The 24,170-nt window shown below is 64.1% G+C and carries 30 protein-coding genes; 10 read left to right on the top strand and 20 right to left on the bottom strand.

The annotated features are described in order from the left end of the window. Positions 1-44 precede the first annotated feature (44 nt). From DK842_RS05810 to DK842_RS05795, 4 genes are all read left to right on the top strand, one after another. Positions 45-1,238, top strand: a complete 1,194-nt coding sequence (locus DK842_RS05810) for an MFS transporter (RefSeq protein WP_114060618.1) — start codon at positions 45-47, stop codon at positions 1,236-1,238. A 52-nt stretch (positions 1,239-1,290) separates the two neighbouring features. Then, positions 1,291-2,094, top strand: coding sequence for a 2,5-didehydrogluconate reductase DkgB (gene dkgB / locus DK842_RS05805; RefSeq protein ID WP_114060616.1), 804 nt, complete (start codon positions 1,291-1,293; stop codon positions 2,092-2,094). A 68-nt stretch (positions 2,095-2,162) separates the two neighbouring features. After that, positions 2,163-2,504 (top strand): FKBP-type peptidyl-prolyl cis-trans isomerase, encoded by a 342-nt coding sequence (locus tag DK842_RS05800; protein ID WP_114060613.1) that lies wholly within the window; start codon positions 2,163-2,165, stop codon positions 2,502-2,504. Next, entirely contained in the window at positions 2,497-3,129 is a 633-nt protein-coding gene (locus tag DK842_RS05795; RefSeq protein WP_145963977.1) for a hypothetical protein, read from the top strand. Before DK842_RS05800 ends, DK842_RS05795 begins: the two co-directional genes overlap by 8 nt. Positions 3,130-3,190: 61 nt before the next feature. Here the strand turns inward: DK842_RS05795 and DK842_RS05790 are convergent, their stop codons facing one another. The 4 genes from DK842_RS05790 to DK842_RS05775 form a co-directional block, all read right to left on the bottom strand. Further along, positions 3,191-4,825 (bottom strand): hypothetical protein, encoded by a 1,635-nt coding sequence (locus DK842_RS05790; RefSeq protein ID WP_114060608.1) that lies wholly within the window; start codon positions 4,823-4,825, stop codon positions 3,191-3,193. Between the two features lie 205 nt (positions 4,826-5,030). After that, positions 5,031-6,575 (bottom strand): DHA2 family efflux MFS transporter permease subunit, encoded by a 1,545-nt coding sequence (locus tag DK842_RS05785; RefSeq protein ID WP_114060607.1) that lies wholly within the window; start codon positions 6,573-6,575, stop codon positions 5,031-5,033. Positions 6,576-6,582: 7 nt separating this feature from the next. Beyond that, entirely contained in the window at positions 6,583-7,725 is a 1,143-nt protein-coding gene (locus tag DK842_RS05780) for an HlyD family secretion protein (RefSeq protein ID WP_198414641.1), read from the bottom strand. A gap of 180 nt (positions 7,726-7,905) precedes the next feature. Further along, positions 7,906-9,351: an efflux transporter outer membrane subunit gene (locus tag DK842_RS05775; RefSeq protein ID WP_114060606.1), complete on the bottom strand. Its 1,446-nt coding sequence runs from the start codon at positions 9,349-9,351 to the stop codon at positions 7,906-7,908. A 114-nt stretch (positions 9,352-9,465) separates the two neighbouring features. On the opposite strand from DK842_RS05775, the gene DK842_RS05770 reads away from it, so the two are divergent. From DK842_RS05770 to DK842_RS05760, 3 genes are all read left to right on the top strand, one after another. After that, positions 9,466-10,068 (top strand): TetR/AcrR family transcriptional regulator, encoded by a 603-nt coding sequence (locus tag DK842_RS05770; RefSeq protein ID WP_168194819.1) that lies wholly within the window; start codon positions 9,466-9,468, stop codon positions 10,066-10,068. Positions 10,069-10,140: 72 nt separating this feature from the next. After that, on the top strand, positions 10,141-10,650 hold the full coding sequence (locus tag DK842_RS05765) for a DinB family protein (RefSeq protein ID WP_232538604.1): 510 nt from the start codon (positions 10,141-10,143) through the stop codon (positions 10,648-10,650). Between the two features lie 226 nt (positions 10,651-10,876). Further along, positions 10,877-12,811, top strand: a complete 1,935-nt coding sequence (locus DK842_RS05760; RefSeq protein WP_168194818.1) for a methyl-accepting chemotaxis protein — start codon at positions 10,877-10,879, stop codon at positions 12,809-12,811. Between the two features lie 62 nt (positions 12,812-12,873). Here the strand turns inward: DK842_RS05760 and DK842_RS05755 are convergent, their stop codons facing one another. Next, positions 12,874-13,512, bottom strand: a complete 639-nt coding sequence (locus tag DK842_RS05755) for an NAD(P)-dependent oxidoreductase (RefSeq protein ID WP_114060602.1) — start codon at positions 13,510-13,512, stop codon at positions 12,874-12,876. Between the two features lie 135 nt (positions 13,513-13,647). Between DK842_RS05755 and DK842_RS05750 the strand changes: the two genes are divergently transcribed. Beyond that, positions 13,648-14,556 (top strand): LysR family transcriptional regulator, encoded by a 909-nt coding sequence (locus tag DK842_RS05750; protein WP_232538603.1) that lies wholly within the window; start codon positions 13,648-13,650, stop codon positions 14,554-14,556. Here DK842_RS05750 and DK842_RS05745 read toward each other — a convergent pair. Next, the gene (locus DK842_RS05745; protein ID WP_114060600.1) at positions 14,526-15,485 is read right to left on the bottom strand and encodes a LysR family transcriptional regulator; all 960 of its coding nucleotides are present in this window, start codon (positions 15,483-15,485) and stop codon (positions 14,526-14,528) included. The two genes, DK842_RS05750 and DK842_RS05745, sit on opposite strands and share 31 nt — an antisense overlap. Positions 15,486-15,528: 43 nt before the next feature. Between DK842_RS05745 and DK842_RS23345 the strand changes: the two genes are divergently transcribed. Beyond that, positions 15,529-15,699: a hypothetical protein gene (locus DK842_RS23345; RefSeq protein WP_168191823.1), complete on the top strand. Its 171-nt coding sequence runs from the start codon at positions 15,529-15,531 to the stop codon at positions 15,697-15,699. Positions 15,700-15,764: 65 nt separating this feature from the next. Further along, a complete protein-coding gene (locus DK842_RS05740) occupies positions 15,765-16,025 on the top strand; it encodes a type 2 periplasmic-binding domain-containing protein (protein ID WP_145963976.1) in 261 nt (86 codons plus the stop codon). On the opposite strand, the gene DK842_RS23820 is transcribed toward DK842_RS05740, so the two are convergent. From DK842_RS23820 to DK842_RS05670, 14 genes are all read right to left on the bottom strand, one after another. Beyond that, the gene (locus tag DK842_RS23820; protein ID WP_232538602.1) at positions 16,026-16,349 is read right to left on the bottom strand and encodes a hypothetical protein; all 324 of its coding nucleotides are present in this window, start codon (positions 16,347-16,349) and stop codon (positions 16,026-16,028) included. Continuing rightward, a complete protein-coding gene (locus tag DK842_RS24050) occupies positions 16,342-16,464 on the bottom strand; it encodes a hypothetical protein (RefSeq protein WP_269779785.1) in 123 nt (40 codons plus the stop codon). The genes DK842_RS23820 and DK842_RS24050 overlap by 8 nt, the downstream gene beginning before the upstream one ends. A 156-nt stretch (positions 16,465-16,620) precedes the next feature. After that, entirely contained in the window at positions 16,621-17,058 is a 438-nt protein-coding gene (locus tag DK842_RS05730) for a lysozyme (RefSeq protein WP_114060593.1), read from the bottom strand. A gap of 180 nt (positions 17,059-17,238) precedes the next feature. After that, the gene (locus DK842_RS05725; RefSeq protein ID WP_114060590.1) at positions 17,239-17,766 is read right to left on the bottom strand and encodes a hypothetical protein; all 528 of its coding nucleotides are present in this window, start codon (positions 17,764-17,766) and stop codon (positions 17,239-17,241) included. A gap of 14 nt (positions 17,767-17,780) precedes the next feature. Further along, entirely contained in the window at positions 17,781-18,866 is a 1,086-nt protein-coding gene (locus DK842_RS05720; RefSeq protein ID WP_114060587.1) for an extracellular catalytic domain type 2 short-chain-length polyhydroxyalkanoate depolymerase, read from the bottom strand. A 29-nt stretch (positions 18,867-18,895) separates the two neighbouring features. Next, a complete protein-coding gene (locus DK842_RS05715) occupies positions 18,896-19,303 on the bottom strand; it encodes a hypothetical protein (RefSeq protein WP_114060585.1) in 408 nt (135 codons plus the stop codon). Between the two features lie 162 nt (positions 19,304-19,465). Next, the gene (locus DK842_RS05710) at positions 19,466-19,801 is read right to left on the bottom strand and encodes a RebB family R body protein (protein ID WP_114060582.1); all 336 of its coding nucleotides are present in this window, start codon (positions 19,799-19,801) and stop codon (positions 19,466-19,468) included. Positions 19,802-19,835: 34 nt separating this feature from the next. Further along, complete coding sequence (locus tag DK842_RS05705) at positions 19,836-20,165, bottom strand: RebB family R body protein (RefSeq protein WP_114060580.1); 330 nt, start codon at positions 20,163-20,165, stop codon at positions 19,836-19,838. 26 nt (positions 20,166-20,191) lie between these two features. Continuing rightward, positions 20,192-20,515, bottom strand: coding sequence for a RebB family R body protein (locus DK842_RS05700; RefSeq protein WP_114060577.1), 324 nt, complete (start codon positions 20,513-20,515; stop codon positions 20,192-20,194). 18 nt (positions 20,516-20,533) lie between these two features. Continuing rightward, entirely contained in the window at positions 20,534-21,190 is a 657-nt protein-coding gene (locus DK842_RS05695; RefSeq protein ID WP_114060575.1) for a hypothetical protein, read from the bottom strand. A 213-nt stretch (positions 21,191-21,403) separates the two neighbouring features. Beyond that, entirely contained in the window at positions 21,404-21,799 is a 396-nt protein-coding gene (locus DK842_RS05690) for a hypothetical protein (RefSeq protein ID WP_114060572.1), read from the bottom strand. Between the two features lie 126 nt (positions 21,800-21,925). Beyond that, on the bottom strand, positions 21,926-23,035 hold the full coding sequence (locus tag DK842_RS22895; protein ID WP_145963975.1) for a hypothetical protein: 1,110 nt from the start codon (positions 23,033-23,035) through the stop codon (positions 21,926-21,928). 235 nt (positions 23,036-23,270) lie between these two features. Next, positions 23,271-23,885, bottom strand: coding sequence for a hypothetical protein (locus DK842_RS05675; RefSeq protein ID WP_198414640.1), 615 nt, complete (start codon positions 23,883-23,885; stop codon positions 23,271-23,273). A 27-nt stretch (positions 23,886-23,912) separates the two neighbouring features. Beyond that, complete coding sequence (locus DK842_RS05670; RefSeq protein WP_114060565.1) at positions 23,913-24,143, bottom strand: RebB family R body protein; 231 nt, start codon at positions 24,141-24,143, stop codon at positions 23,913-23,915. Positions 24,144-24,170: the final 27 nt, after the last annotated feature.

Here is a 24,170-nt window from a genome sequence, read left to right as displayed (position 1 = left end):
ACAAAGTCATCGGCTCCAAATGGATGGGGAAACAGGAGCGCATCATGCCTCTCGCACTGTGGGCGCTGACGCTCAGCGCCTTCGCCATCGGCACGACGGAGTTCGTCATCGTCGGCCTGATTCCCACCATTTCCGCCAGCCTTGAGGTGTCGCTGCCTTCGGCCGGCCTGCTGGTCAGCCTGTACGCGCTGGGCGTGGCCATCGGCGCGCCGCTGCTGACCGCGTTGACTGGCCGCCTGCCGCGCAAATGGCTGCTGGCCGGCCTGATGGCCTTGTTCACCATCGGCAACCTGGTGGCCTGGCAGGCGCCGGGCTACCAGGCGCTGATCGCCGCCCGGGTGCTGACCGGCCTGGCGCACGGCGTGTTCTTCTCCATCGGCTCGACGTTGGCCGCCGGCCTGGTGCCCAAGGACAAGGGCGCCAGCGCCATCGCGCTGATGTTTTCCGGCCTGACCGTGGCGCTGGTGACGGGCGTGCCGCTGGGCACCTTCATCGGCCAGCATTACGGCTGGCAGGCGACTTTCCTGGCGGTTGCGCTGCTGGGCGCGCTGGCTCTGGCGGGCAGCCTGATCCTGGTGCCGTCCGACCTGCCCCAGCCGGCGCCGGCCTCGCTGTCCAGCCAGCTGGCGGTGCTGGCGCAGCCGCGCCTGTTGCTGGTGTACGCGATGACGGCGCTGGGCTACGGCGGCTCATTCACCGCCTTCACCTTCCTCGCGCCGATGCTGGAGAACGTGAGCGGCTTCGCGCCTGGCGCGGTGGCGCTGATCATGCTGCTGTACGGCGCATCGGTGGCTGTCGGCAATATCTGGGGCGGCCGCCTGGCCGACCGCAAGGGCCCGGCGGCCACGCTGAAGATCATCTTCGCCGGACTCGCGCTGGTGTTGTTGGCGCTGGCTTTCACCGCCTCGTCCAAATGGCTGGTGGCCTTGACCGTGCTGGCCTGGGGCGCGGTGGCCTTCGGCAATGTGGCCGGGCTGCAGCTTTACGTGGTGCAACAGGCCAAGGCGCGGGTGCCGCATGCGGTGGATGTGGCTTCCGGCCTCAATATCGCCGCGTTCAACGTCGGCATCGCCGGCGGCGCCTGGCTGGGCGGCCACGTGGTGGCCGGTCTGGGCCTGATGGCCACGCCGTGGGTAGGCGCCGTGATCGTGCTCGGGGCCTGGCTGTTGACCGCCTGGTCCGGTAGGCTGGATGCCGACGATGCCGCGGGCATGAAGCTTGCCGAAGACCGAATCTGATGCTTTCGCCGGGCGCGCGCCGCCCGGCCTCAACTCGATAAGGAAATACATGATGAAAATGCCGAAACTGGGCGTGGGCACTTTCCGCCTCAAGGATCAACAAGCCGAGGAGTCGGTGACGATGGGCCTGGAGCTGGGTTACCGCCACATCGACACCGCGCAGATCTACCGCAACGAGGCCGACGTGGGCCGCGCCATCGCCAAGGGCGGCGTGCCGCGCGACGAACTGTATGTCACCACCAAGATCTGGACCGACTCGTTCGGCCCCGGCAAGCTGATCCCCAGCCTGCGCGAGAGCCTGGACAAGCTGGGTCTGGACCAGGTGGACATGACGCTGATCCACTGGCCCTCGCCCAAGGACGAAGTGCCGATGGCGGTGTACATGGAGCAGCTGGCGGAGGCGAAACAGCTGGGCCTGACCCGCGACATCGGCGTGTCCAACTTCACCATCAAGCATCTTGAGCAGGCCATCGCCGTCGTCGGCGCCGACGCGATCGCCACCCACCAGCTGGAAGTGCACCCGTATCTGCAAAACCTGGAGGTGCGCGCCTTCTGCCGCGAAAACGGCATCGCGCTGACCGGCTACATGCCGCTGGCTTATGGCCGGGTGGTGAGCGATCCGGCGCTGCAGGCCATCGGCCAGAAGCATGGAGCGACGGCGGCGCAGGCGGCGCTGGCCTGGCAGCTGGGGCAGGGCATCGCGGTGATCCCGTCGTCCACCAAGCGGGCCAATCTTGCCGCCAACCTGGAGGCGTTGAAGCTGCGTCTGGACGCGGACGACATGGCGCGCATCGCCAAACTGGAGGACGGCGGCCGCATCGCCAACCCGGATTTCGCCCCGGCCTGGGACGCCTGAGCCATCGTCCGCCGCGCGGAGTACAATAGCGGTTTTCGCCCCGCGCGGCGTTTTGTGGATGAAGAGCAATGAGCGAAGAGCTGAAGATCGAGGACTTGGTGGTGGGCGAGGGCAAGGAGGCGGTGCGCGGCGCGCTGATCACCAGCCATTACACCGGATGGCTGGAGGATGGCACCAAGTTCGACTCTTCTGTCGACAAGGGCCGGCCGTTTCAGTGCGTGATCGGCACCGGCCGCGTGATCAAGGGCTGGGACCAGGGGATGATGGGCATGAAGGTGGGCGGCAAGCGCAAGCTGTGGGTGCCGGCGCATCTGGCCTATGGCGAACGCCAGATCGGCGACCGGATTCCCGCTAATGCCAATCTGGTGTTCGAGATCGAGTTGCTGGAAGTGCTGACGCGGGATGAATAAGCCGGATTTTTTTGTCGATACTTCGATGGGCGAGCTGTTGGCTGAAACCCGGCGGAATTTCGCCAAGCGGCCGAGATGGTGGCATGCAATCTGCGGCCGCATCCTGTATACCCATCCGCCGACTTTCATCGGCCCTGACGACGGCTTGAACGAGATCTACAAGCAACAGACGCTGCTGTTCAATCACGGCAGCGTGCGCTGGGCGGCGCTGGTGCAGGCCAACCGCCTGCTGTTCGAGGTCGGCGGCTACGATCTTCCGCTTCTGCTGCTGCATTCCGCGGATCCCGAATTTGATGATAAGCCGCAAGCCTTGGCGAAACTGGCGGAGGACTTGTACCGGCTCAAGCATACCGAACCCGAGGATGAGTCGAGGGCGAGGCTGGCGCAGTTTGTGACCGATGAAATGGATCGCTGCCTGGGCCTGCAATTGCCGTCGGAGTGGTCGGAGAGCGCCGTGATGGCCTCCACCGCGATGTTTTTCCGCCGTTATGCGCCGAATGAGCGCATCACCGGGCGTTGGTATCCAATACTGACGCACCCGTCCACCCAGGCGGTGTTGCAGCTGCCCAAGCTGTTTTGGCCGGAACGCCTGAGAGCGATGTGGGAAAACGAAGAATTGTATTGAGCGGAGGCGCGTCCGCATCGCCAAAGAGGCCCTGCGGGCCTCTTTTCGTTTCAGCTGTCCGTCAATAGCCGATGTTCTTCACCGCCTGCGGGCCCAGCCGTTGGCACAGCTGCATCAGGTACAGGCTGTCCGGACCGACGCGGATGTTGGCCGAGTCCACCGCGCCCAGCTTGGGCGGCACTGGCACGCCTTGCGCGTCCGGCACATTGGGCGTCAGCGCGCCGCTGCTGCCTATCGCCCAGTTGGTCGCGCCGGGCGGCGCGGCGATGGCCAGCTGATCCGCCTTGGAATTCCACGCCACGCCCCAGCCCATGCTCCAGCCGTGGCCGCTGCCGTCGGCGCCGCGATTGCCCAGCGCGAGGGCGCCGCTGATGTCGGCGTTGTCCACCAGCAGGCCGGTGGCCCAGCGTTGGTGAGGCTCGATATTGCCGCAGGCTTCGGCGCGGCCGGTGAAGTTCAGCAGCACGTTGGGGCCGCCGGCCTGGGCCTGGGTGGCGTAGTAGAAAGACTTCTTGCTGCCGATGGACGCGCTGCGGTTCACCAGCACCTGGCTGCCGGCGATGCTGAATTCGAAGGCCTTGGCGCCGCTGCAGTCGACATTGTTGTGGTCGTGGCTGAGCGTCACTTTTTCCAGCGTCAGCCGTCGGCCTTGCTTGCCGACCACCACGCCGTTGGTGAAGTTGTGGGCCTGGATGTCGTTGAGCCAGCCGTCGGCCAGATTGTCCAGATTCGCCACGCCGTAGTCGGTGCCGCTGCCGCGCGGCTGGCCTTCCAGCGCCAGATGCTCGACGCCGATCTGGCCGGCGATGCCGCTTGCCGCGTATTTCTGCACGCTGCCGGCGTTGCCACCCAGGTAGCCGCTGTCGAAGGAGTCTGACAGCGGGATGTCCAGCGTCAGCTGTGATCCTTTCACCGCGGTGACCGTGCGCAGCCAAATTTCGTTGTTGTTGCCGGCGTTGATCCAGGTTTGCGGCTTGCCGTCGCGGACCAGCTGGTCCATGTCCATGAAGCGGATCCATTCGGCGCTGGCGCGGCGGCGGATCATCACCGCGTCGCCGGGTTTGAAGCCGGAGGCGTCGGCGACATGCAGCGTATCGCCGCCGGACGGCAGGTAGCCGTCGGCGATGGCGGCGGCGGAGCCGACCGGCGTCAGGCTGGCGCTGGCGCCGCCCAGGCTCAGCATGGCGTGGCCGGCGCCTTGCGCTTTCAGCACGGTGCCGCCCGCGCCGGAACCGCTGCCGCGCAGCACCACGCCGTCGCTGGCGAGCTGGATCGGCGATTCGAGCAGGAAGACGCCGGGCGCCAGCAGCACCGCGCCGCGCACGCCGTTCACCGCAGGCAAGGCCGCCACTTTGGCGATGGCGGTCTGGATGTTGGCGAGGTCGCTGGCCGCATTGCCGCTGGGTTTGACCGTCGCCTTCACCGACGCGGCCGGCAGCGCGACGCCCCCGCCCATGTAGCCGGCGCTGGAGAAGTCCATGATGCGGTCGCCGTTGCCGTTCAGCGGCGCATAGGCGAGGCCGCCCCGGCCGTCGTCCTTCACCCAATGGCTGCGCGCGGCGTTCTTGCCCCATAGCGCCTGACAGGACTGGGCGAAGGCGTCATGGCGGATGGCCTGAAACGGCGCGGCGGCCGCGGCCTGGCAGGCGAGCGCGGCGGCGGTGGCGAGCGCCAGCCGCTTGATCGAATGCTTCATTGCTGAGGGTTTCCTGTTTGCGTGGAATGGAAGGCGGAGGCGCGGGTGGTCTTGATTATTGTTGCGGCATACTGATAACACGCAGTATATGTAAGCGTCTGTTACGAGATGGTGGCCGTATGTAAAGACTGGCCTTCGATACAGGGCGAAAAAAAGCCCCGGCCACAAGGGCGCGGGGCAAGTGGTGAAACGCGGGTCGAGAAACTCAGTGGGCCTGGCTGGTGTCGGCGACGCGGCTGGGCCTGGGCGCCAGCCAGATCGCGCAAGCGGCGACAACGAAGGACAGGCCCGCCAGCCAGAAGATCTGGTTGGTGGACAGCATGATGCTTTGCGCCTGCAGCATCTGTTCCATGGTGCCCCAGGCCGCGCTGTCGGACAGGCCGCCGCCGGTCAGCGCGCGCAGCGCGTCGCCGCCGCCGTCCACCATGCCGACCAGCTCGGCATGGTTGTAATTGGCCTTGTCGTCCCAGGCGGTGGTCACCAGCGAGGTGGCGAAGGCGCCGGACAGCGTGCGCATGAAGCTCATCAGGCCGGCCGCGGACGCTACTTCCGCCGGCTCCACGCTGGCCAGCGCCAGGCCGGTCAGCGGCACGAAAAAGAACGGCATGCCCAGGCCTTGGAACAACAGCGGCAGCGCCACCTGCCAGAAGCCCATGTCGGTGGTGGAGAAGCTGCGGTACAGCGTGACGCAGCCCAGCCACATCACGCCGCAGAACACCAGCTTGCGCGGATCCATCCGCGAGGACAGCTGGGCGGCGATCGGCGCCACCATCACCGCCAGCACGCCGCTCATCGCGGTGGCGTAGCCGGCCTGGGTGGCGGTGTAGCCCATATAGGCCTGCAGCCACTGCGGCGTCAGCACGGTGGCGCCGAAGAACGAGCCGAACGCCAGCGAGATGGTCAGCACGCTGGCCCAGAAGCCGCGGTGGCGGAACACCCTGAGGTCGACGATGGGCTGGGCATCTGTCAGCTCCCAGATCAGGAAGGCGGCGAAGCCGACCAGCGCCACGATGGCCATGCCGACGATGGCCGGCGAGGCGAACCAATCCAGCTCCTTGCCCTTGTCCAGCATCAGTTGCAGCGAGGCCACCCACACGATCAGCAGCGCCAGCCCGATCACGTCTATCCGCAGCTTGAACACCTGGCTCTGGTAGCGCTTGAGCAGGTTCCAGCCCAGGAGGCCGCAGCCCAGCGCGATCGGCACGTTGATGTAGAAGATCCACGGCCAGCTGGCCTGGTCGCACAGCGTGCCGCCCAGGATGGGGCCCATGATGGGCGCCACCAGCGTGGTCATGCTCCACAGGCCGATCGCCGCGCCGGCTTTCTGCTTGGGGAAAATCTGCAGCAGCAGGGTCTGAGACATCGGCATCAGCGGGCCGCCGGCCAGGCCTTGCAGCACGCGGAACAGCACCAGCGTCTCCAGCGAGCCGGCCAGGCCGCACAGCATGGAGAACAGGCCGAACAGCAGCATCGCGCCGACGAACAGCCGCACGGTGCCGAAGCGCGCCGCCAGCCAGCCGGTCAGCGGCACGATGATGGCCTCGGCCACCGCGTAGGAGGTGATGACATAGGTGCCCTGGCTGGACGACACCGCCAGGCCGCCTGCGATATTGGGCACCGACACGTTGGCGATGGTGGTGTCCAGCACCACCATGAAGTTGGCGGCGGCCAGCACCAGCGCCGCCAGCCACAGCATATTGCCGGTCAGCGGCCGCTGGATGCCGCCGGCCGCCGGATTCGCGCTAGACATGATGGCCTCACTCGCTGACGTCTATGGTGGCTTCCATCGACAGCCCCACCTGCAGCGGATGGGCCTTCAGTTCGGCCGGGTCCAGCGCGACGCGCACCGGCAGCCGCTGCACCACCTTGATCCAGTTGCCGGTGGCGTTCTGCGCCGGAATCATCGAAAACGCGGCGCCGGAGCCGCCGGACAGGCCGGCCACCTTGCCGTGGTAGACCACCTTGTTGCCGTAGAGGTCGGCAGTCAGCTCCACCGGCTGGCCGACGCGCACCTTGCTCAGCTGCACTTCCTTGAAATTGGCGTCGACGTGGGCGTTTTGCAGCGGCACCACCGACAGCAGCGGCGTGCCGGCCTGCACCCGCTGGCCCACTTGGGCCTGGCGCTTGGCCACCACGCCGTCCACCTGGGCGCGGATCACCGTGCGCTGCAGGTCCAGCCTGGCCTGGTCGCGCTTGGCGCGCGCCAGCGCCACTTCCGGGTTGTCGTCCACCGTGGTGTCGGCGGTCAGCGTCTGGTTGGCCTTCAGGCTGCCGACGGCGGCGCGGTAATTGGCGGCGCTTTGCTGGCTGGCTGCCTCGGCGGCTTTCAGGCTGGCCGACGCGGTGGCAAAGGCGTTCCGCGCGTTGCTCAGCTCCTCGCCGGATACCGAGCCGCTTTTCGCCAGCGCCTGGCGGCGCTGCAGGTCCAGCTTGGCACGTTCCAGATCGGCACGGGCCGAGGCCAGCTGCGCGGCGGAGCGGGCCTGATCGGCGCTGCGGGCCTGGGCCTGTGCGCTCAGGCCCTCGTCGTTGGCGAAGTAGCCCTTCACCCGGCGCTCGGCGCGGGCGAGGTCGGCTTCGGCCTGGGCCAGGGCCAGCTTGGCGTCGCTGTCGTTCAGCACCACCAGCACGTCGCCGGCCTTCACCGCCTGGGTGTCGACCACCTTCACCTGCTGGATGGTGCCGGCCACTTCAGGCGTCACTTGGGCGATCTCGGCGGCGACATAGGCGTTGTCGGTGCTGACGTAATGGGAGCCGACCAGCGTCCAGTAGCCGCCGTAGGCGACGGCCGCCGCGGCGACGGCGCCGAACAGCAGGGTGAACAGCTTCTTGCGTTGCAGGGGATGGCCGGCGGCGGCGGGCGCCGCGGAGGCCGGCAGGGCTTGTGCGTTTTCGCTCATGATGGGTAGTCCAGATGTGGGTTTGCCGACGGTCTCAGAACCTGTTTACGATCTGCTGCGCTTCGTGAGGTCTAACACGGTGAGTACGCCTTCGGAATGCTCATGTACCGGATGTACATTCCGCTTCCTCAACCGTTTTCGCCTTGTCTCGCTCTCGCTCGCGAGATCGTAAGCAGGTTCTCAGCGGGCGGCCTGTTGTTCGGTTTGCTGGTATCCGCCCCCCAACGCCTTGACCAGCGCCACATCCAGCGAGAAGCGGCGGGCCTGCAGATTGGCCAGCCCGCGGCGGGCGGCGATCACGCTGTCTTCGGCGGTGAGCACGTCCAGGTAATTGGCCAGTCCGCCGTCGAAGCGGTTCTGGCTGACGCGGTAGGCTTCGTCGGCCGCCGTCAGCGCGTCCTGGCGCTGTAGCAGCTGCGGCGTCAGCGCGGCCTGGCTGGCGACGGCGTCGGCCACTTCGCGCAGCGCCTGGCTCAGGGTGGCGTCGTAGCTGGCGACGGCGGCGTCGTAATCGCCGCGCGCGGCGCGGTATTGGCCTTGCAGCTGGCCGCCGCGGAACAGGGGCAGGTTGATCGCCGGGCCGATGCCGGCTATGCCGGAGCCGCTCTTGGCGAACAGGTCCAGCCCCAGCGACTGGGCGCCGACGAAGGCGGTGAGATTGATGTTGGGGTAGAACTGGGCCTGGGCGGCGTCGATGCGCTTGGCCGCGGCTTCGGCGCGGAGCCGGGCGGCGGAGAGATCCGGCCGGCGGCCCAGCAGCTCGGCCGCCAGCGCGGCCGGGAGCCGCTGTTCGCGAAACAAGCCAGTCGCGGGGCGGGCGATGGCCAGGCCGCGGTCGGGTCCGGCACCGATCAGCGCGGCCAGGCTGTGGCGCTGCAGCGCGATGCTTTCATCGGCGGCGGCCAGGTCGGCGCGGGCGGCTGCTGCGCGCGATTCCGCCTGGCGCAGCACGCCGAGGGTATCCATGCCTTGCTGCCAGCGTTGCAGCATCAGCCTGGCGGTGTGCTCGCGCACGTCCAGCGCCTGGGCGGCGGCGTCGCGCTCGGCGAACAAGCGCGCCAGCTCGGCGTAGCCGGCGGCCAGCGAAGCGGTCAACATCAACCTGGCCTGAGCCGCGTCGGCGCGGGCGGCGGTCAGGTCCGAGGTCGCGGCGGCCACCGACGCGCGGTTCTTGCCCCAGAAGTCCAGCTCGTAGCTGAAATCCAGCGTGCCGCGGGCGCTGGTGTTGAAGCCTGCCGGCGCCGGCATCCCGTTGTTGTAGCTTTGCTTGTCGCGGTTGATAGCGGCGTTGAGGTCCACGCCGGGCAGCCGCGCGGCGCCGGCCTGCTGCGCCAGGCCTTCGGCGCGTTCGACGCGGGCGCGGGCGGCGGCGAGGTCGGGCGCCTGGCTCAGCGCCTCGTCCATCAGCGCGTTCAGCTGCGCGTCGCCGTATTTTTTCCACCATTGCTCGTCGGCCCAGACGCCGTCCGAGGCGGGCAGGCTTTGCGTATTCTGGTATTGTTGCAGCGGTTTGATCTGCGGCGCCGGACCCATGTCCGGCGTCGTCGCGCAGCCTCCCATCAGCGCCAGCGCTGCGGAGAGGCCGGCTGCTGGCAGCGGCTGCCAGCGGAAATATGCGGTTCTCATCGTCTCTGTCCGGTAATGTTTTGATTTAACTGTACGGTACGGTATGGTTATATGGCGAGACGTGATTTCTTGTCAAGAAAATTTGAACTGTACTGTTCAGTTTTAAGGATGGATATGCGCACAAAAAGCGAAAACAAGCGCCTGGGCTTGGTGGCGGCGGCGACCGAAGTCTTCGTCGAACGCGGCTACGAGGCGGCGTCGATGTCCGAGATATCGGCCCGGGCCGGCGGCTCCAAGGCCACGCTGTACAATTATTTCCCCTCCAAGGAGGCTCTGTTCCTGGAGGTGATGCGCTCGCTGACGGCGGAACTGTCGTCGTCCTATGTCAAGCTGCAGCCGGGCGGCGATCTGGAGGCGGTGCTGCGGACTTTCGGCATGGCCTTCCTCGACAATCTGTTCAGCCCCGAACTGCGCGCGCTGCATGCGATCGTGATGGGCGGCGGCAGCCGCAGCGAAGTGGGCAGGCTGTTCTACGAAAACGGCCCCAAGATGGGCTGGACCCGGCTGGCCGATTTCATGGCGGCGGAAATGCAGGCCGGCCGGCTGCGCGAGGCGTCGCCGTGGACCGCCGCCATGCATTTCCATGGCCTGCTGCAGTCGGAATGCCAGGCGGCGATGATGACCGGCCTGATCGACGAGTTGGCGCCGGCTTCGGAGCGGCCGGGCAGGGTGGCGGACGCGGTCAGGGTGTTCCTGGCGGCTTACGGGACGGAATGACATCGGAAAGTCCGGTGTGAGACAATGGGAAACTTGTCCCACGCAAGCGCCGCGCGCGCAAAAGGCCGCAAGATGAGTCTTCCCGATCTGTTCCCCTCGCTGTTCCGCTACAAGGCCTGGGCCGATGAAGAGCTGCACGCGCTGACGGCCCGGCTGGATGGCGACGCCCATCCGGACAAGCGCCATCTCGCCGTCCGCATCCTCAACCACATCCACGTGGTGGATCGCATCTTCGCCGGCAATCTGACCGGCCGGCCGCACGGCTACGCCGGCACCAACACGCCGGACACGCCGGAGCTGGCCGACCTGCTGGCCGCGGCGCGCGAAACCAACGCCTGGTACATCGGCTACGCCAGCGGCCTGAGCGATGCCGAACTCGCCGAGAACGTCGATTTCACCTTCACCGACGGCGGCCACGGCAGGATGAGCCGCGCCGAAATGCTGATGCAGGCGATCACCCACGGCGGCTACCATCGCGGCGCGGTGGGCCGCGTCCTGGCAGAGTGCGGCTTGCAGCCGCCGCGAGACATCTACACCCGTTTCCTGCACGACAGCGAGCCGGCTCGCCGTCTGCCGCGCTGAGCTGTGGCAATGATTCCACATGAAGAAGTAAGGCAGGAAATTTTCCACATGTCGAAAACATAAGAGCTTGTTACAATTGCCGCCGCTATTGCGGCGGCATGCTTTTCAGATGGAGACGGCGCTTGATCCGGCTCAGCACCGCCCCGCATGGCCGGGCGCACTATGCGCGGATGCGGCGCCACGCGGCGCCGGACTTTCTTCGTCTCTTCCTGGGAAGCCAGCAAGCATGTTCAAGAACTGGTCGGTCAAACAGAAAATCCTGGTCAGCGTCGCGCTGATCCTGCTCATCGCGCTGGCCATCGCCGGCACGGTGTCCACCCGCATGTTCCAGTCGGCGCTGACCGAGCGCCTGGAGCAGCATGAGCTGAAGGCGACGGTGGAGGGCATACGCAACGAACTGGACGCCTCCATCGCGCTGCCCTTGAGCCAGACCCGCCAGCTGGCGGCCAATACCTATCTGTTGGACTGGACCGCCGCCGGCGAGCCCGAGTCGGGCGTCGGCCCCTGGCAGCGCTACGCCAAGGCGCTGATGCAGACTTCCGGCGCGTCCATCATCTCCTGGACCTCCGAAGCCACGCTCAACATCTACATCGATCACGCTACCGTCAAGGCCGACCCCAAGGGCAACGACAAGTGGCTGGCCGACTTCCTGGCCTCCGGCCGCGACAGTCAGTTCACGCTGGGCTCGGAAACCGGCAAGCAACAGGTGATGATGTTCGTCAACGTGCTGGCCAACAAGGGCCAGACCGGCCACAGGGCGGTGGCGGCGCTGGGCTTCGACGTCACACAGATGGCCGAGCGCGTGCGCAAGATGGCGGTGGGCGAGCGCGGCCAGGTCTACGTGGTGGATGCCGCCGGCCAGGTGCGGCTGCACCGCGATCCGGCGGCGATGCAGAAGAAAACCCTGCTGGCCGACCTACCCGGCCTGTCGGCGATCGCGCCGCAGCTGCTGAACAAATCCGGCTTCAACCTGGCGCATTTCGACGGTCCGAACGGCCCGACCATCGCCGCCTCCAGCTATATGCCCAACGCCGACTGGTTCGTGGTGGTGGAGATGGACGCGGGCGAAGTGTATGGCGCGGTGACGCGCACCATCTGGTGGGTGGCGGCGGTGGACGCGGTGGTGCTGCTGCTGTCGCTGCTGGTGATCTGGCAGGTGTCCGGCTTCATCAGCCGGCCGCTGGTGCAGCTGCGCGACGCGATGCGCGCGCTCAGCTCCGGCCACGGCGACCTGACCATGCGTCTGCCGGCCGACAGCCGCGACGAAACCGGCCAGGTGGCGGCGGCGTTCAACCAGTTCATGGAGCAGCTGCGCGGCATGTTCCAGCAGGTGCGCGAACAAAGCGGTCAGCTGCACCGCAGCGCCGGCGAGCTGGCGCGGATGACCGAGCGCTTGTCGGCCGGTTCGCGCCACAATGCCGACCTCAGCGAAACCACGGCGGCCACCATCGAGCAGCTGTCGGTCAGCGTCAGCCACATCGCCGGCAACTGCCATGGCACCGCCGAGGCGGTGCAGCAGGCCGGCGCGCTGTCGTCGCAGAGCGCGGAGGCGGTGGGCAAGGTCAGCGTCGAGATCGGCTCGGTCGCATCGTCGATGGACGAGGTGAAGACGGTGATGGAGGAGCTGGAGCGCCGCTCGGCCCAAGTGGGCAGCATCGCCGGCGTGATCAAGGACATCGCCGATCAGACCAATCTGTTGGCGCTGAACGCGGCGATCGAGGCGGCGCGCGCCGGCGAGCAGGGCCGCGGCTTCGCCGTGGTGGCCGACGAGGTGAGGAAGCTCGCCGAGCGCACCAGCCAGGCCACGGTGGAGATCGACGACATGGTCGGCGGCATGCAGCAGGGCTCGGGCCAGGCGCGGGAGCGCGTGGCGCAGACCTACGGCGCGGTGCAGGGCGGCGTGGAGCTGGCCGAGGAGGCGCAGCGCCAGATCTCCGAAATCCAGTCCAGCATGCAGTTGGTGGTGCGCCAGGCGGCCGAGATCCGCGACGCCGCCAGCGAGCAGTCCAAGGCCACCGAGGACATGGCGCGCGCCGCCGAGCAGATGTCGTCGCAGGCGCTGCAGTCGGACGCCGAGATCGGCCGCGCCGGCCAGGTGGTGGCCGATCTGGAGCGCTTGTCGCAGTCGCTGGAGGGGCTGGTGTCCCGCTTCAAGCTGTAAGCCTTCGCTTGCGCAAAGAAAAACCGCTCCCAGGGGAGCGGTTTGATTTTGCCGGCGGACGATCAGTAGCCGACGGTGAAGCGGCTGCGCGGATGCGCGCCTTTTTCCAGCTCGTCGATCATGGCGACGGCGTAGTCTTCCACCGAGATGCGGCTGTCGCCGTTTGCATCGGCCAGCAGCTGGTCCTTGCCCAGGCGGAATTGGCCGGTGCGCTGGCCCGGCTCCAGCATCGCCGACGGGCTCAGCAGGGTCCAGTTCAACTCGGTTTCGGCGCGCAGCAGGTTCAGCGCTTCGCGGGCACCCAGCGCCGAGGCCTTCCATTGTTCCGGGAATTCCGGCGTGTCCACCAGCTGCACGCCGGGGGCCACTTCCAGGCTGCCGGCGCCGCCGACCACCAACAGGCGCGGCGCCTGGGCGGCCTTGGCCGCGGCGATGATGGAGCGGATGCCCTTGACGAAATAGTCGAACTGCTCGGCCTGGGCGTGGCCGCTGAAGGCGCTGAGCACGGCGTCGAAGCCCTTCAGTTGTTCGGCCAGCTGGGCGCTGTCCTGCACGTCGACTTTGGCGGCGGCCAGGTTGGCTTGCGCTTCGAGGCGTTCCGGGCGGGAAACCAGCGCGGTGACGTGGTGGCCGCGGGACAGGGCTTCTTTCAACAGGGCGGAACCGACATAGCCGCTGGCGCCGATCAGTGCGATTTTCATGGGGTGACTCCTTGCTTGGGTATCGGGTTTGAGGCGCCGCGTCGCAGCGCTGATGGAATGCATGATGCGCTTTTCGATTGATCCGATAAACGGCTGAAACCATAATTGATTGTTATTGAAAAATTGACAGTTGATATGGCGAGAGGCGTAGAGAACAATCTGGAAGGGCTGCAGATCTTCGTGGCGGTGGCGGAGGCCGGCGGCTTCACCGCCGCCGCCGAGCGGTTGGGGATGACCAAGGCCAACGTCAGCCTGCAGGTGGGCAGGCTGGAGGCGCAACTGGGCGCGACGCTGTTCACCCGCACCACGCGGCGGGTGAAGCTGACCGAAGCCGGCCAGGCCTTGTACCTGGACGCGCAGCCGGCGCTGGCCGCCTTGCGCGACGCGCTGCTGCAGGCCGGCCACGGTTCGGCGGAGCTGTCCGGCACGTTGCGGCTGACCGCGCCGGTCAGCCATATGGCGGAGTCCGTCGCGCCGGCGGCCACCCAGTTCGTCCGTCAACATTCTGGCTTGCAGCTGGAGCTGCACGCGATCGACCGCATGGTGGACCTGGTGGCCGAGGGCATGGATCTGGCCATTCGGCTGGGGACGCTGCGCGATTCCTCGCTCAGGGCGCTGAAGCTGGGGGAGTTCGCCCAGCAACTGGTGGCGTCGCCGGCCTATCTGCGCGAGCGGGGCGTGCCTGGCCACCCCGGCGAGTTGGCCGGGCACGACTGGGTGGCGCTGACGCTGCTGAAGACGCCGCTGACCTGGCGCTTCGCCGGCAGGGACGGCGGGGAGGAGACGGTGCGGATGCGCGCGCGGATCAAGGTGGACTCCGCCGCCTCGCTGCGCTCGCTGCTGCTGGCCGGAGCCGGGATGTCGGTGCTGGATTCGTTCAGCGTGCAGGAGGATCTGCGCCAGGGACGGCTGATCCACCTGCTGCCGCAATGGACCTTGCCCAAGGGCGGCGTCTACGCGGTGTTCCCGCCCGGCCGCCACGCGCCGGCGGCGGCGCGCGCCTTCGTCGAGTTCTACCGGGTGATGCTGGCGCGGCCGGTTTGAGCCTCGGTGGTTTCGGCGATGCCGGGCAGCGCCGCCCGCAGCCGGGGCAAGACGAAGTCGATGAAGGTCTGGTACTTGCGCGACAAGGGCGTGCGGAAGGGATGGACCAAGTAGATCGGCCAATGGTCGCACTGCCATTCCGGCAACACTCTGGCCAGCTCGCCGCGCGCCAGGTAGCGCCCCACCGTGTAGTCGGCCAGCAGGGTGATGCCCTGGCCGGCCAGCGCCAGCTCCGCCCGCAGCGGGTAATGGTTCAGGTAAAGCTGGGCCTCCACCGGCTGGCGCAGCGAGCGGCCCTCGCGCTGGAGCGCCAGGCCGCCCAGCTGCTCGTCCGGCATCAGCAGCAAGCGGTGCCGCTGCAGATCGGCCGGCTGCAGGATGGGCGGGTGGCGCGCCAGATAGCCGGGCGACGCGTACAGATGCTCGCTGGCGTAGCCGGCCAGGCGGCCGACCAGGCTGTCGTCGTGCAGCTTGCCCATCCTTGCCGAGCGCAGACAGAAATCCAGCACGTCGGCCACCGGGTCCTGCAGCTGGTTGTTGACCTGCAGCGATAGCCGCAGCGCCGGATGGCGGGCGGCCAGCTCGCTCAGGATCGGGCCCAGCACGTACTGGGCCAGCGACGAGGTGGTGCTGATGGTCAGCGGGCCTGCCATGTCCTGCTGGGTTTCATCCACCGCCATCCGCGCCTGGGACAGCGTTTCGCGCAGCCGGGCCGCGTGCGGCCGCAGCCGCTCGCCGGCCTCGGTCAGCGCCACCCTGCGCGTGGTGCGCAGCACCAGCGCCGCGCCCATTTCCCGCTCCAGTTCCTTGATCCGCGCGCTGACCAGGCTCTTGTGGCAATCCAGCAGATCGGCGGCGGCGGTGAAGCTGCCGGCGCGCGCCAGCGCGTCGAAGGCCAGCAGATTGTCTGGCGAGGGCATTGTTTTCATATCAGGACAATCTTTCCGGATTTCACCGTTTATCCGCAGTGATTTGAAAACTATCCTAGCACGCATCGACAACGGCATTTTCAAGAAAGCGAGGCTGGCGATGCGATACCTCTACCGCCTGTACCCCATTCTGTTTCAACGCGAGACCGCGCAGCGCCGCCGCTTCTGCCTGCGGCGGCATGGGGAGGCCGAAGTCCGGCGCGTGTTCTTCTGATTCCGGCGCCGGCTTGGTCTTCCGCTGGCCGCGTCAGCGGCAGCCGGCGGGCAGCCCAGGCGGAGTTGACGACGAGGCAGGCCGCGCTGGCCGGCATGGGCATCGCCATGCTGTCCTGCTTCCTTGCCGGCCATGAGTCCGGGTTGGAGCCGATGTGGCCGGAGCGGACCGATCCGGTTGACATGTGGCGGGTGCCACATCCGGACCTGCAGAAAGCTGCGCGGGTGCGAGCGGCGATCGAGGCGGTGGCCGCCGGTTTCGATGCCCCCCAAAAAGACGCCCCGTTGCCGGGGCGAAGGGGTAAGACCGCGGAGCGTTGCGGGTAATCAGCGGTTGATGAAGCTTTGCAGCACGGTCAGCAGGCTGGTCAGGTTGTCGGCGATGCCGCCCTGGGCCACCTTTTCCGTGGCGGCGGCGCCGGCCATGGTGTTCAGGCTGTAAATCTGCATCACGCCCTGGTTGGCGGCGGCCATCGCCAGCGTGTTCTGCTGCTGCCTGGCTTGCTGCACGGCGCCGGAAAGGGCGGGTTGCTGGCTCTGGATGTTTTGCTGCAGCAGGAGCAATTGCTGTTCTTCTTGCGCTTCAAGCGGCCGGCCCAGATATTGCTCGGCCGTTTGGCGCAGGGCGGGGGATAGCGTCTGGTCAGCCATGGCTGGCGTCCTGGGCATTGCCTACCAGCGGTGCCAGCGCGGCGCGCACAGTCAGCAGCGCGTGCAGCGCCTCGATGAATGGCCGCCTCCCGCGTTGAGCAAGGATTCGGCCCAATTGCCCAGGTGTTCGCCCAGCAATTGGGTAGCGGTGTCGTGCAGGTGGTTCAGTTCTTCTTGTATGGCGCGTCTCCGTCGGATGGAAGGGAAAACAGCCCGTGGGCCAGGCCGGCGGGCTGTTTGCAGGAACGCGCGGAAAGATGGCTTGTGACGATCAGGAGGCGGGGGCCTGGAACAGCGCCTGCTCTGCGAGGCGGCGCCGGCTCAGGCCCGGCAGGACACGGCCGCCGGCCTTGTCCCAGTGGGGGAATTGTCCGGCCGCGCCGGCGTAGTCGCGCTGGTTCAGCAAGCGCAGCAGCGTGGAGCTTTGCAGGTTGCCCAGCCCCAGGTTGTAGCTGAAGCTGACCAGGGCCGAGAACTGGTTGGCGTTCAGCGGCACCTTGACCAAGTTGGAAACGCCGCTTTCAAAGCGCGCCAGATCGTTTTGAAGCAGTTGGTCGGCCTGGGGCTGGGTGATGGCCTTGCCCGGCGCCACGTCGGGCCCGGTATGTCCGTAGCCTATGGTCCAGATGCCCACAGCGTCCTGGTAAGCGATGAGGCGCAGTCCTTCGAATTGCTTGATCAGGCTGAGACCGGCGGCATTGATGTGCATGGGGGGAGTCCTTGTGCGGAATAGAGGGCGCGCCGCCGCAGGGCGGGCGAGTATCGTAGGGATGGGGAGGTCGTGGCGTCGTGAACGCGGGCGTTGGCGAATGGGAAGCGACAGTATGCCGGAGCGGGGAAGGGGCGGGCAGTTGAAGCCGGTCAGCGCGGCGCGCCGACCGGCAGAAGGTCAGGAGGCGGAGGGATCGGCCTTGGGCGTCAGGAATTGCTGCAGGCAGTCTTGCAGGGCCGGCGAGAAGCCGGTCAGCAACTGCTGCAGGTCCTCCTGATGCACGCCCATGGTTTCCTTGACGCTTTGCTGCAGGGCGTTGAAGGCCAGCAGGTCATCCGCGCCGCCGCGGGAGTCCAGCAGATTGCGCAGCAGTTCGTAGCTTTGCTGCCGCCATTGTTGCGCCAGCTTGAGGTTCCAGTTCAGCAACTGTTGGCCGAACTGCTGGCCGATGTCCTGGCATTGCTGGCAGTAGTCCAGCCAGCCGTCGGCGTCGAGGTGCCGCCGCCAGGCTTCTCGCCATTGCTGGCTTTCGCCGCGCTGCCAGTCTCCCAGGTTCTGGCGCTGCTCCAGCCCGCTGCGCAGGCCGGCTTTCCAGCGCTCGTGGTGGGGAATGCCGGCGAAGGAGAACTGGCGCAGCAAGGGCGCCCAGGCCTGCCAGCCGGCCTCGCCGCCTTGCAGCCAGGCGTTCAGCGGATGAGGTTCCATAACGTTTTTCCTTATCATGGACGCGGCGCGTTCAGTCGTTCCACCATCGCGCGGATGGCCGACATCTGCGGCGCGGTTCGGGTGTAGTAATCGGGTTTGGACGGGTTTGCGCTGCTGTAGCCCCAGAAATCCCAGCAGCCCTGGGGATTTCGCTTGCGGTCGGTGCGGATCTGCGGATACAGCACCACGATCCGGTTGCTGTCCGCCACTTCGTTGAAGCCGGTGCTGGTGTAATAGCGGTTGCCGATGCGGCTGTCCTCCTGGGTGCAGCCGTGGAACACCACATGCACCCGGCAGGTTTGCTGGCGGCAGTCGGCGGGGATGTAAACGTGGCCGACGTCGGACAGGCCGGTATACGCGCCTTTGCCGAATTTGGTCTGATCGAAATCCAGCAGCTCGCCTCCCAGCCGGCCTGCGGGCGGCTTCAGGTCGCCGTACAACTGGCCGAGGATGTCTCGGGATTGCATGAAGCCGCAGTTGTTGAGGTTGGTCTTGGTGCTGCCGGCGGCGGGAGAGACGTTGGCCGGGCAGGCTTCGTCGCCGGGGTTGGCTGTGAGCAGCGCGTGGCCGGCGTTGACGTTGTCGACGTAGCGGATCTGGGAGGGCGACACGCCGGCGCTGAGGTAGAACGCCCGAGTCTGAGCCACCACCTTGGGATACACCACGCTGTCGGCCTGGCCTGTGAAAATGTATAGCCGCTGGCGCTTGATGTTATCCACCGGATCTATCACGCCCTGCCTGGCGAATAGCTGGGCCTCCTTCCAAGCGGCGGCGCCGGAGGGCGCCGCGCCCTGGGGCCGCATGCACTGGTTGCTGGCGGTCATCATGAAGCGGTCGGGGCCGCCCAGCTTGTTGAGTCCGGCGCAATAGAAGGGACCGCCGGCGACGATGCCGGCGCCGGCCACGCTGGCCGAATAGGTGACGCTGTATTGCGCGGCCATGAAGGCGCCGGACGACAAGCCCGACACCGTGTTCTGCGTGGGATCGGCGCCTAGCGCGGGCAAGGGCGGCGCGCTGGCGGCCAGCGCCTGCCCTGCGGCGAGGGCCGCCAGCCAGGGCGAGGCGCGCGACAGGCGCGCAAACGAATGTTTGGAATGCATGGTTTGGGTCTCCTGAGTGGTGATGAAGCCTACTTCTCCAACTTCTGCAACTCGTTGATGCCTGACCAGCCTATGAAGATCAGCCCCAATTCGGTGGTGCCGAATGAGTATGGCAGACCCGCCAGCACCCCCATGGCCAGCCCTTTGGCCAGGGCCATGCCGGTATCGTCCCCATCCACCCAGCGCTGGGTCAGCGCGGCGCTGGCTGTGGTGAGCAGCAGCAACAGCAGTCCGGCCAGCAAGAAGAAACGGATCTTGTCCGGCAACGCCATCGTCTTGGCCATGTCCAGCAGCAGCAGGTCCCATAGCTTGTCGGCGGCCAGCGCCACGATGGCGGACAACAGGTGCACCGGGCTTTTGCCCAGTTCTGGGATGCTGCCGCGCAGGATGCCCGGCGGCGGCGCGGTGGGGAGAGTATCCTGGTCGGCAGTACCCATGGCGTCTCGGTGAATGAACGGTTTGGTGGAAACGGGAGCGGCAAGCCGCGCGCCGGATCTTGATGGAACGCCGGGCGCGAGCGGCCGTGAAGGCGCGGGCCGGGCGAAAAAAAGCCCCGTTGCCGGGGCGAAAACACTGCAGAGGAGAGATGCCGGGGAGGCTTACAAGCCGCTGCGGTTCTGGAAGCTTTGCAAAACGGTCAGCAGGCTGGTCAGGTTGTCGGCGATGCCGCCTTGCCCCACTTTCTCGGTGGCGGCCGCGCCGGCCATGGTGTTCATGCTGTAGATCTGCATGACGCCCTGGTTGGCCGCGGCTTGGGCCAGAGTGTTTTGCTGTTGCTGCGCCGACACCGCGTTCTCGAACAGGATGCCGGTCGAGTGGGCCATGGTCTGGTAAATCGAGCCCATCGCCATGGCCGGCGCTTCGCCCAGCACTTTGACGTTGGATTGGGTGACGGCGTCGGTGATCTGGTTGTTGACTGCGGTGGGGTATGCCATGAAAGTCTCCTAAATGAATGATTGGGGTCCAAAATCAGCCGCGCGGCTTGAAGGCTTGCAGCGCGGTCAGCATGCCGGTCAGGTGGTCCGGCAAGCCCGCCTGGCTGACCTTTTCGGTGGCGGCGGCGTCGGCCATGGTGTCCACGCTGTAAACCTGCATCACTCCGGTATTGGCCGCGGCTTGCGACAGCGTGTTCTGCTGTTGCTGCGCCGCGGTGGAGTTTTCAAACAGGATGCCGGTGGAGTGGGACATGGTCTGGAACATCGCCGCCATGGCCATGGCGGGGCTTTCCCCCAGCACCTTGACGTTGGTCTGGGTGACGGCGTCGGTGATCTGGTTGTTTACCGCGGTGGGATAGGCCATTGTCTAGTTCCTGTGCTGGCGACGGCTTAGCGGCGGAACGACTGCAGAACTGTCAGCAGGCTGGTCAGGTTGTCGGCGATGCCGCCTTGCGACACTTTCTCGGTGCCGGCCGCGCCCGCCATGGTGTCCATGCTGTAGATCTGCATCACGCCCATATTGGTGGAAGCCTGGGTCAGCGTATTTTGCTGTTGTTGCGCCGAGATGGCGTTTTCGAACAGGATGCCGGTGGAGTGGGCCATGGTCTGGAACAGCGAGCCCATCGCCATCGCCGGGGATTCGGCCAGCACCTTGACGTTGGACTGGGTGACGGCGTCGGTGATCTGGTCGTTTACGGAAGTCGGGAATGCCATGTGTTAACTCCTGGTGTTTCAGGTTGAAGGATCGGCACGATGCCGCTGGTTTTTCCGCGGCGCTTCCGCGGGAGCGTCAGCTTGCGCGTCGTGCTGATCTGGGGACGCGGCGGCGGAGTCGATGTGAATGTCGCCGGCGGTTTCGTCCATCGCTGGGGCGGCGGCCGGCATGCTTGGCGGCGTCTGCAGGCGTTCCAGCACATCGCGCAGCTGCTGGGTCAGCGGTCCGAAGTACTGGTTGAAGCAGGTTTCCACTTCCTTCTTCGCCAGGTTGGCCAGCAGTTCGGCGATTTGCGTCAGCGCCAGCTGGCTGCCGGGCTGCAAGCCGGCCATGCCGGACTTCAACTGGCCGGGGCGCAGGTCCGCCAGCGCCTGGCTGCCTTCCAGCAGCTTGACGATGGCCTGCTCTTCCTTCTTTTGCACTTGCAGCGCCTGCTGCGAGCTTTGCTGGATCGACTCCAGGATGTTTTGGATCTGCGATCGGGTGCGGGCGCCGCCCTGTTCAATGACCTGCTGCGCCTGCCTGACGAGCTGCGAGCTCTCTCCGGCGGGATGCTGCGTCTGCAGGCTGATCTGAAACTGCAGCAACTGTTGTTGCTCCTGTTCCTGAAGCTCCCGTCCTAGATACTCTTGCGCGATGTCGCGCAGGCCGGAGGCGAGAGATGGTTCGCTCATGTTGGCTCCTTGGGTTGGGTGAATGCGAAGCTTGCTAGCGTCGCCATGTTTGGCGGCGTTGCGCTTGCGCTCGCGGGTTGTTGCAAAGGCCAGCATGTAGCTGCTATGGCTGGCGCCGCAGCGGCGTGGCCGTAGGGAGGACGATTTAGAGAGGAGGGCGTGAAGGGGAGAAAGCAGGGCGGCGGCCGGTCGCGCGGCCGCCTGGCGCGGGGGTCAGTTTGGCTGCGCGCGGCTGGGATTGGTCTCGTACATCATCGCCAGCAGGCCATTCATGGCTTTCTGAGGTTCGAAAGCGGTGGTCATGGCCAGCTGCATGATGCGGTTGCAATGCTTTTTCACCGAATCGATGTGTGAGGCGGGCATGTTGACATTGTCGAAATTCCAACCAGGTTCATTGTATTTCGCACCCATGCCATTCAATGCATTGAAGAAACAAACCATGAATGAAATGCGATTGTCGTCAATTATTTTGGCGCCGGCATTGGTATATTCCAACAGCTGCTTGCTTTGCAATGGATCGCTACGCAACAGGATGTTGATTTGCGAGGCGGATATCAAATTATTTTCAATCATGAGATTGAAAATGGTATCGAAAAAGGTAGTTCCCATTGAGATCTCCATTTGGGTGGAAAATGTTCTGGTACGGATTTGAAATTATGCCTATTTGGATTGGTAATTTTAAAAGGTATGATTATTTTTTGATCTTCTCCATTCTTGTATATATATTTATTTCATTTAGATTTGTTTGACGGCTTCTTCATTTATTTCCCAAATAATTTTCCCTTTCATATTGTATTCAGACATTTTTCCATTCTTGATTTCTGAAAGAAAGGACTTGGCATCTGTTTTCTTGTCGGAAAAATACAGCTTATCAATACTCTTATCCTTTAGGATGGGGACGTGGATGTGAAATTGATTTTTATCATCTGTTTGCATGGATATTCGTCTGCCAATTATATATTTGTCCTTGCTCTCAGTTTCTGCATGGCCCAATAGGTCTTTAATATTTTCAAATTTCTCGTTGTATGTAGAGAGCTTGTATGAAAAGGTTCTACCTGTCGCTTCTTCATTGCTCCAGTATTTTTTATCTTCAAATATGTCTTTTAATAATTTAGTATCTTTAATGTTTTGAATAATTTTCAAATGTATATTTTTTATTTTGCCAAGATTTCCTTCTGCTTTTATTATTGTGCCTATTGTTTTTATCTGTTCTTTGTTGAAATGTTTTACTTCTATTTCGTCAATATTTCCTTCTACTTTTTTTATTTCTTCTATTTTTTTTATATGTTCTTCGCTCAATTTTTCTTTATTCAAGTATCTTGGTGTGAGTTGTTTTAAATCCTGTACGAAATTTAGATTTCGTGCACTGAATATGGTCATCGCGCCTGTGTATAGGGTAATTTTTTTTATGCTGTACTCGGCTATGTTGCTTAATATATTCTCTATATTTTCTTTACCCTTGTCATCTAATTTCCGTCCTTGATGACATGCTAGAAAAACTATTTTTTGAAATGTAAATTCTTTTAATGGTGTTTTTTCAATTATCGCCTTTGCCCATTCTCCAGGAGGGCTATTTTTTATTTTGCCATCATTGGCGCCATGTGCATTAATGTATAGATTAATTGAATTATCTAAACCTTCCTTGGGTAATGATTCGAGTACTTTTTCAATAACAATCTTGTCGCCTAGTTCTATCCATTTTTCATGTTCTTCTGTATAGCTAATTCGATAAAGAATTGTATTTTCCTCCTTTATTTTGGTTAGCTTGTGGAATAGCGAAATGGATGATTCATATATATCATAATCACCTTTATCTGTGATGATCATGCATATGATGTTTTTCATGGTACGGGTGCTCCTTCTGGCATATTCATGTAGGGGTTATTATCCGATTGTGTGTTTTTTGTGGTTAATAGAGGCTTTGTTGTATTAATGAAATTAATTGCGCTTTTTGTCTGATAAGTTACTGAAAATTACCGCCATATAAACGCAACTTTTTACAAAAACACAGTAATTTCTTGGCATGTTTTTGATTTATGCAACAAAGCCGTTAATAGAGTAAAGAGGGATTTATTCGGTCTTACTTGACGGATTGCTCGTGATTCAAGAGCGTCCGGTATTTCTCCAAGCTCTGATCGATCTTGTCCAAAGCAAAACTGGCGCCTTCTCCTTCGATTGCTCCCGCCGCCGCTGCCACCGCCGCGGCAGTGCCGACCAGCAGGTCGGTGATCAGAATCCCCAGCGCGTCTTCCGCCGCGCCCTTGATGTCTTCCGCCGCGAATTTCTCGGTCATGTTCTTCAGCAGCACGCTCTTGCTGGCCAGCGCCAGCTTGCTGGCGCCGTCAAAATAGTTGGCGGCCGATTGCGCCACCAGGCCGCTCGCCTGGGTGATCATCATATTGGGCGGCACCGCGATCTGGCTGGCGGCGTAGGCGGCGGTTTCCTTGTTGCTCAGTTGCACCGCCTGCACGATCTGGCTGTTGAGCGCGCCGGTTTCCGGGCTGCCATCCGGGCCGCCCAGCAACCCGTCCAGCTTGCCCAGCGCGCTTCTGGGCGGCGGCGCGGCTTCGCGCGCAGAAGGTGGTTCGGTTGCGGGAGGAACGGCGGCGTTGGCATCAGGCGCAGGACTGGCGCTTGCGGGCGCGGCGTCCGTCGCCGGAGAGGATTTGGACGCGAAAAAGTCTTTCAGGGCCATGCTTTATTCTCCTGGTTGAGGTCAGCCCTATTCGCCGACCGACAAGATCATGGTGACCGCCTTGGACACCACCGCATTGGAGATCTGGTTCAGCGCCTGCTGGCTATGCACCGCGTTTTGCAGCGACAGGCCGGCGGAGTGGCTGGCCACCTGATACAGCGAGGCGATGGCCTGGGCGGGCGCTTCGGCCACCACCTTGACATTGGTCTGGGTGACGGCGTCGGTGATCTGGCCGTTGACTGCGGTGTTGTCTGCCATGATGTTTCCTGTGAGATAAGTGGTTGA

Origin of the sequence: Chromobacterium phragmitis (genome assembly GCF_003325475.1) — a bacterium.
Taxonomy (GTDB): Bacteria; Pseudomonadota; Gammaproteobacteria; order Burkholderiales; family Chromobacteriaceae; genus Chromobacterium; species Chromobacterium phragmitis.
The sequence above is the reverse complement of the archived record's forward strand: the minus strand, read 5'-3'. Positions and strand labels throughout refer to the sequence as shown.

Coding starts and splice junctions, on each gene's coding strand:
- DK842_RS05810 (WP_114060618.1), top strand. CDS start 45: ATGCCTCTCGCACTGTGGGCGCTGACGCTCAGCGCCTTCGCCATCGGC.
- dkgB (WP_114060616.1), top strand. CDS start 1,291: ATGAAAATGCCGAAACTGGGCGTGGGCACTTTCCGCCTCAAGGATCAA.
- DK842_RS05800 (WP_114060613.1), top strand. CDS start 2,163: ATGAGCGAAGAGCTGAAGATCGAGGACTTGGTGGTGGGCGAGGGCAAG.
- DK842_RS05795 (WP_145963977.1), top strand. CDS start 2,497: ATGAATAAGCCGGATTTTTTTGTCGATACTTCGATGGGCGAGCTGTTG.
- DK842_RS05790 (WP_114060608.1), bottom strand. CDS start 4,825: ATGAAGCATTCGATCAAGCGGCTGGCGCTCGCCACCGCCGCCGCGCTC.
- DK842_RS05785 (WP_114060607.1), bottom strand. CDS start 6,575: ATGTCTAGCGCGAATCCGGCGGCCGGCGGCATCCAGCGGCCGCTGACC.
- DK842_RS05780 (WP_198414641.1), bottom strand. CDS start 7,725: ATGAGCGAAAACGCACAAGCCCTGCCGGCCTCCGCGGCGCCCGCCGCC.
- DK842_RS05775 (WP_114060606.1), bottom strand. CDS start 9,351: ATGAGAACCGCATATTTCCGCTGGCAGCCGCTGCCAGCAGCCGGCCTC.
- DK842_RS05770 (WP_168194819.1), top strand. CDS start 9,466: ATGCGCACAAAAAGCGAAAACAAGCGCCTGGGCTTGGTGGCGGCGGCG.
- DK842_RS05765 (WP_232538604.1), top strand. CDS start 10,141: ATGAGTCTTCCCGATCTGTTCCCCTCGCTGTTCCGCTACAAGGCCTGG.
- DK842_RS05760 (WP_168194818.1), top strand. CDS start 10,877: ATGTTCAAGAACTGGTCGGTCAAACAGAAAATCCTGGTCAGCGTCGCG.
- DK842_RS05755 (WP_114060602.1), bottom strand. CDS start 13,512: ATGAAAATCGCACTGATCGGCGCCAGCGGCTATGTCGGTTCCGCCCTG.
- DK842_RS05750 (WP_232538603.1), top strand. CDS start 13,648: ATGGCGAGAGGCGTAGAGAACAATCTGGAAGGGCTGCAGATCTTCGTG.
- DK842_RS05745 (WP_114060600.1), bottom strand. CDS start 15,485: ATGAAAACAATGCCCTCGCCAGACAATCTGCTGGCCTTCGACGCGCTG.
- DK842_RS23820 (WP_232538602.1), bottom strand. CDS start 16,349: ATGGCTGACCAGACGCTATCCCCCGCCCTGCGCCAAACGGCCGAGCAA.
- DK842_RS05730 (WP_114060593.1), bottom strand. CDS start 17,058: ATGCACATCAATGCCGCCGGTCTCAGCCTGATCAAGCAATTCGAAGGA.
- DK842_RS05725 (WP_114060590.1), bottom strand. CDS start 17,766: ATGGAACCTCATCCGCTGAACGCCTGGCTGCAAGGCGGCGAGGCCGGC.
- DK842_RS05720 (WP_114060587.1), bottom strand. CDS start 18,866: ATGCATTCCAAACATTCGTTTGCGCGCCTGTCGCGCGCCTCGCCCTGG.
- DK842_RS05715 (WP_114060585.1), bottom strand. CDS start 19,303: ATGGGTACTGCCGACCAGGATACTCTCCCCACCGCGCCGCCGCCGGGC.
- DK842_RS05710 (WP_114060582.1), bottom strand. CDS start 19,801: ATGGCATACCCCACCGCAGTCAACAACCAGATCACCGACGCCGTCACC.
- DK842_RS05705 (WP_114060580.1), bottom strand. CDS start 20,165: ATGGCCTATCCCACCGCGGTAAACAACCAGATCACCGACGCCGTCACC.
- DK842_RS05700 (WP_114060577.1), bottom strand. CDS start 20,515: ATGGCATTCCCGACTTCCGTAAACGACCAGATCACCGACGCCGTCACC.
- DK842_RS05695 (WP_114060575.1), bottom strand. CDS start 21,190: ATGAGCGAACCATCTCTCGCCTCCGGCCTGCGCGACATCGCGCAAGAG.
- DK842_RS05690 (WP_114060572.1), bottom strand. CDS start 21,799: ATGGGAACTACCTTTTTCGATACCATTTTCAATCTCATGATTGAAAAT.
- DK842_RS22895 (WP_145963975.1), bottom strand. CDS start 23,035: ATGAAAAACATCATATGCATGATCATCACAGATAAAGGTGATTATGAT.
- DK842_RS05675 (WP_198414640.1), bottom strand. CDS start 23,885: ATGGCCCTGAAAGACTTTTTCGCGTCCAAATCCTCTCCGGCGACGGAC.
- DK842_RS05670 (WP_114060565.1), bottom strand. CDS start 24,143: ATGGCAGACAACACCGCAGTCAACGGCCAGATCACCGACGCCGTCACC.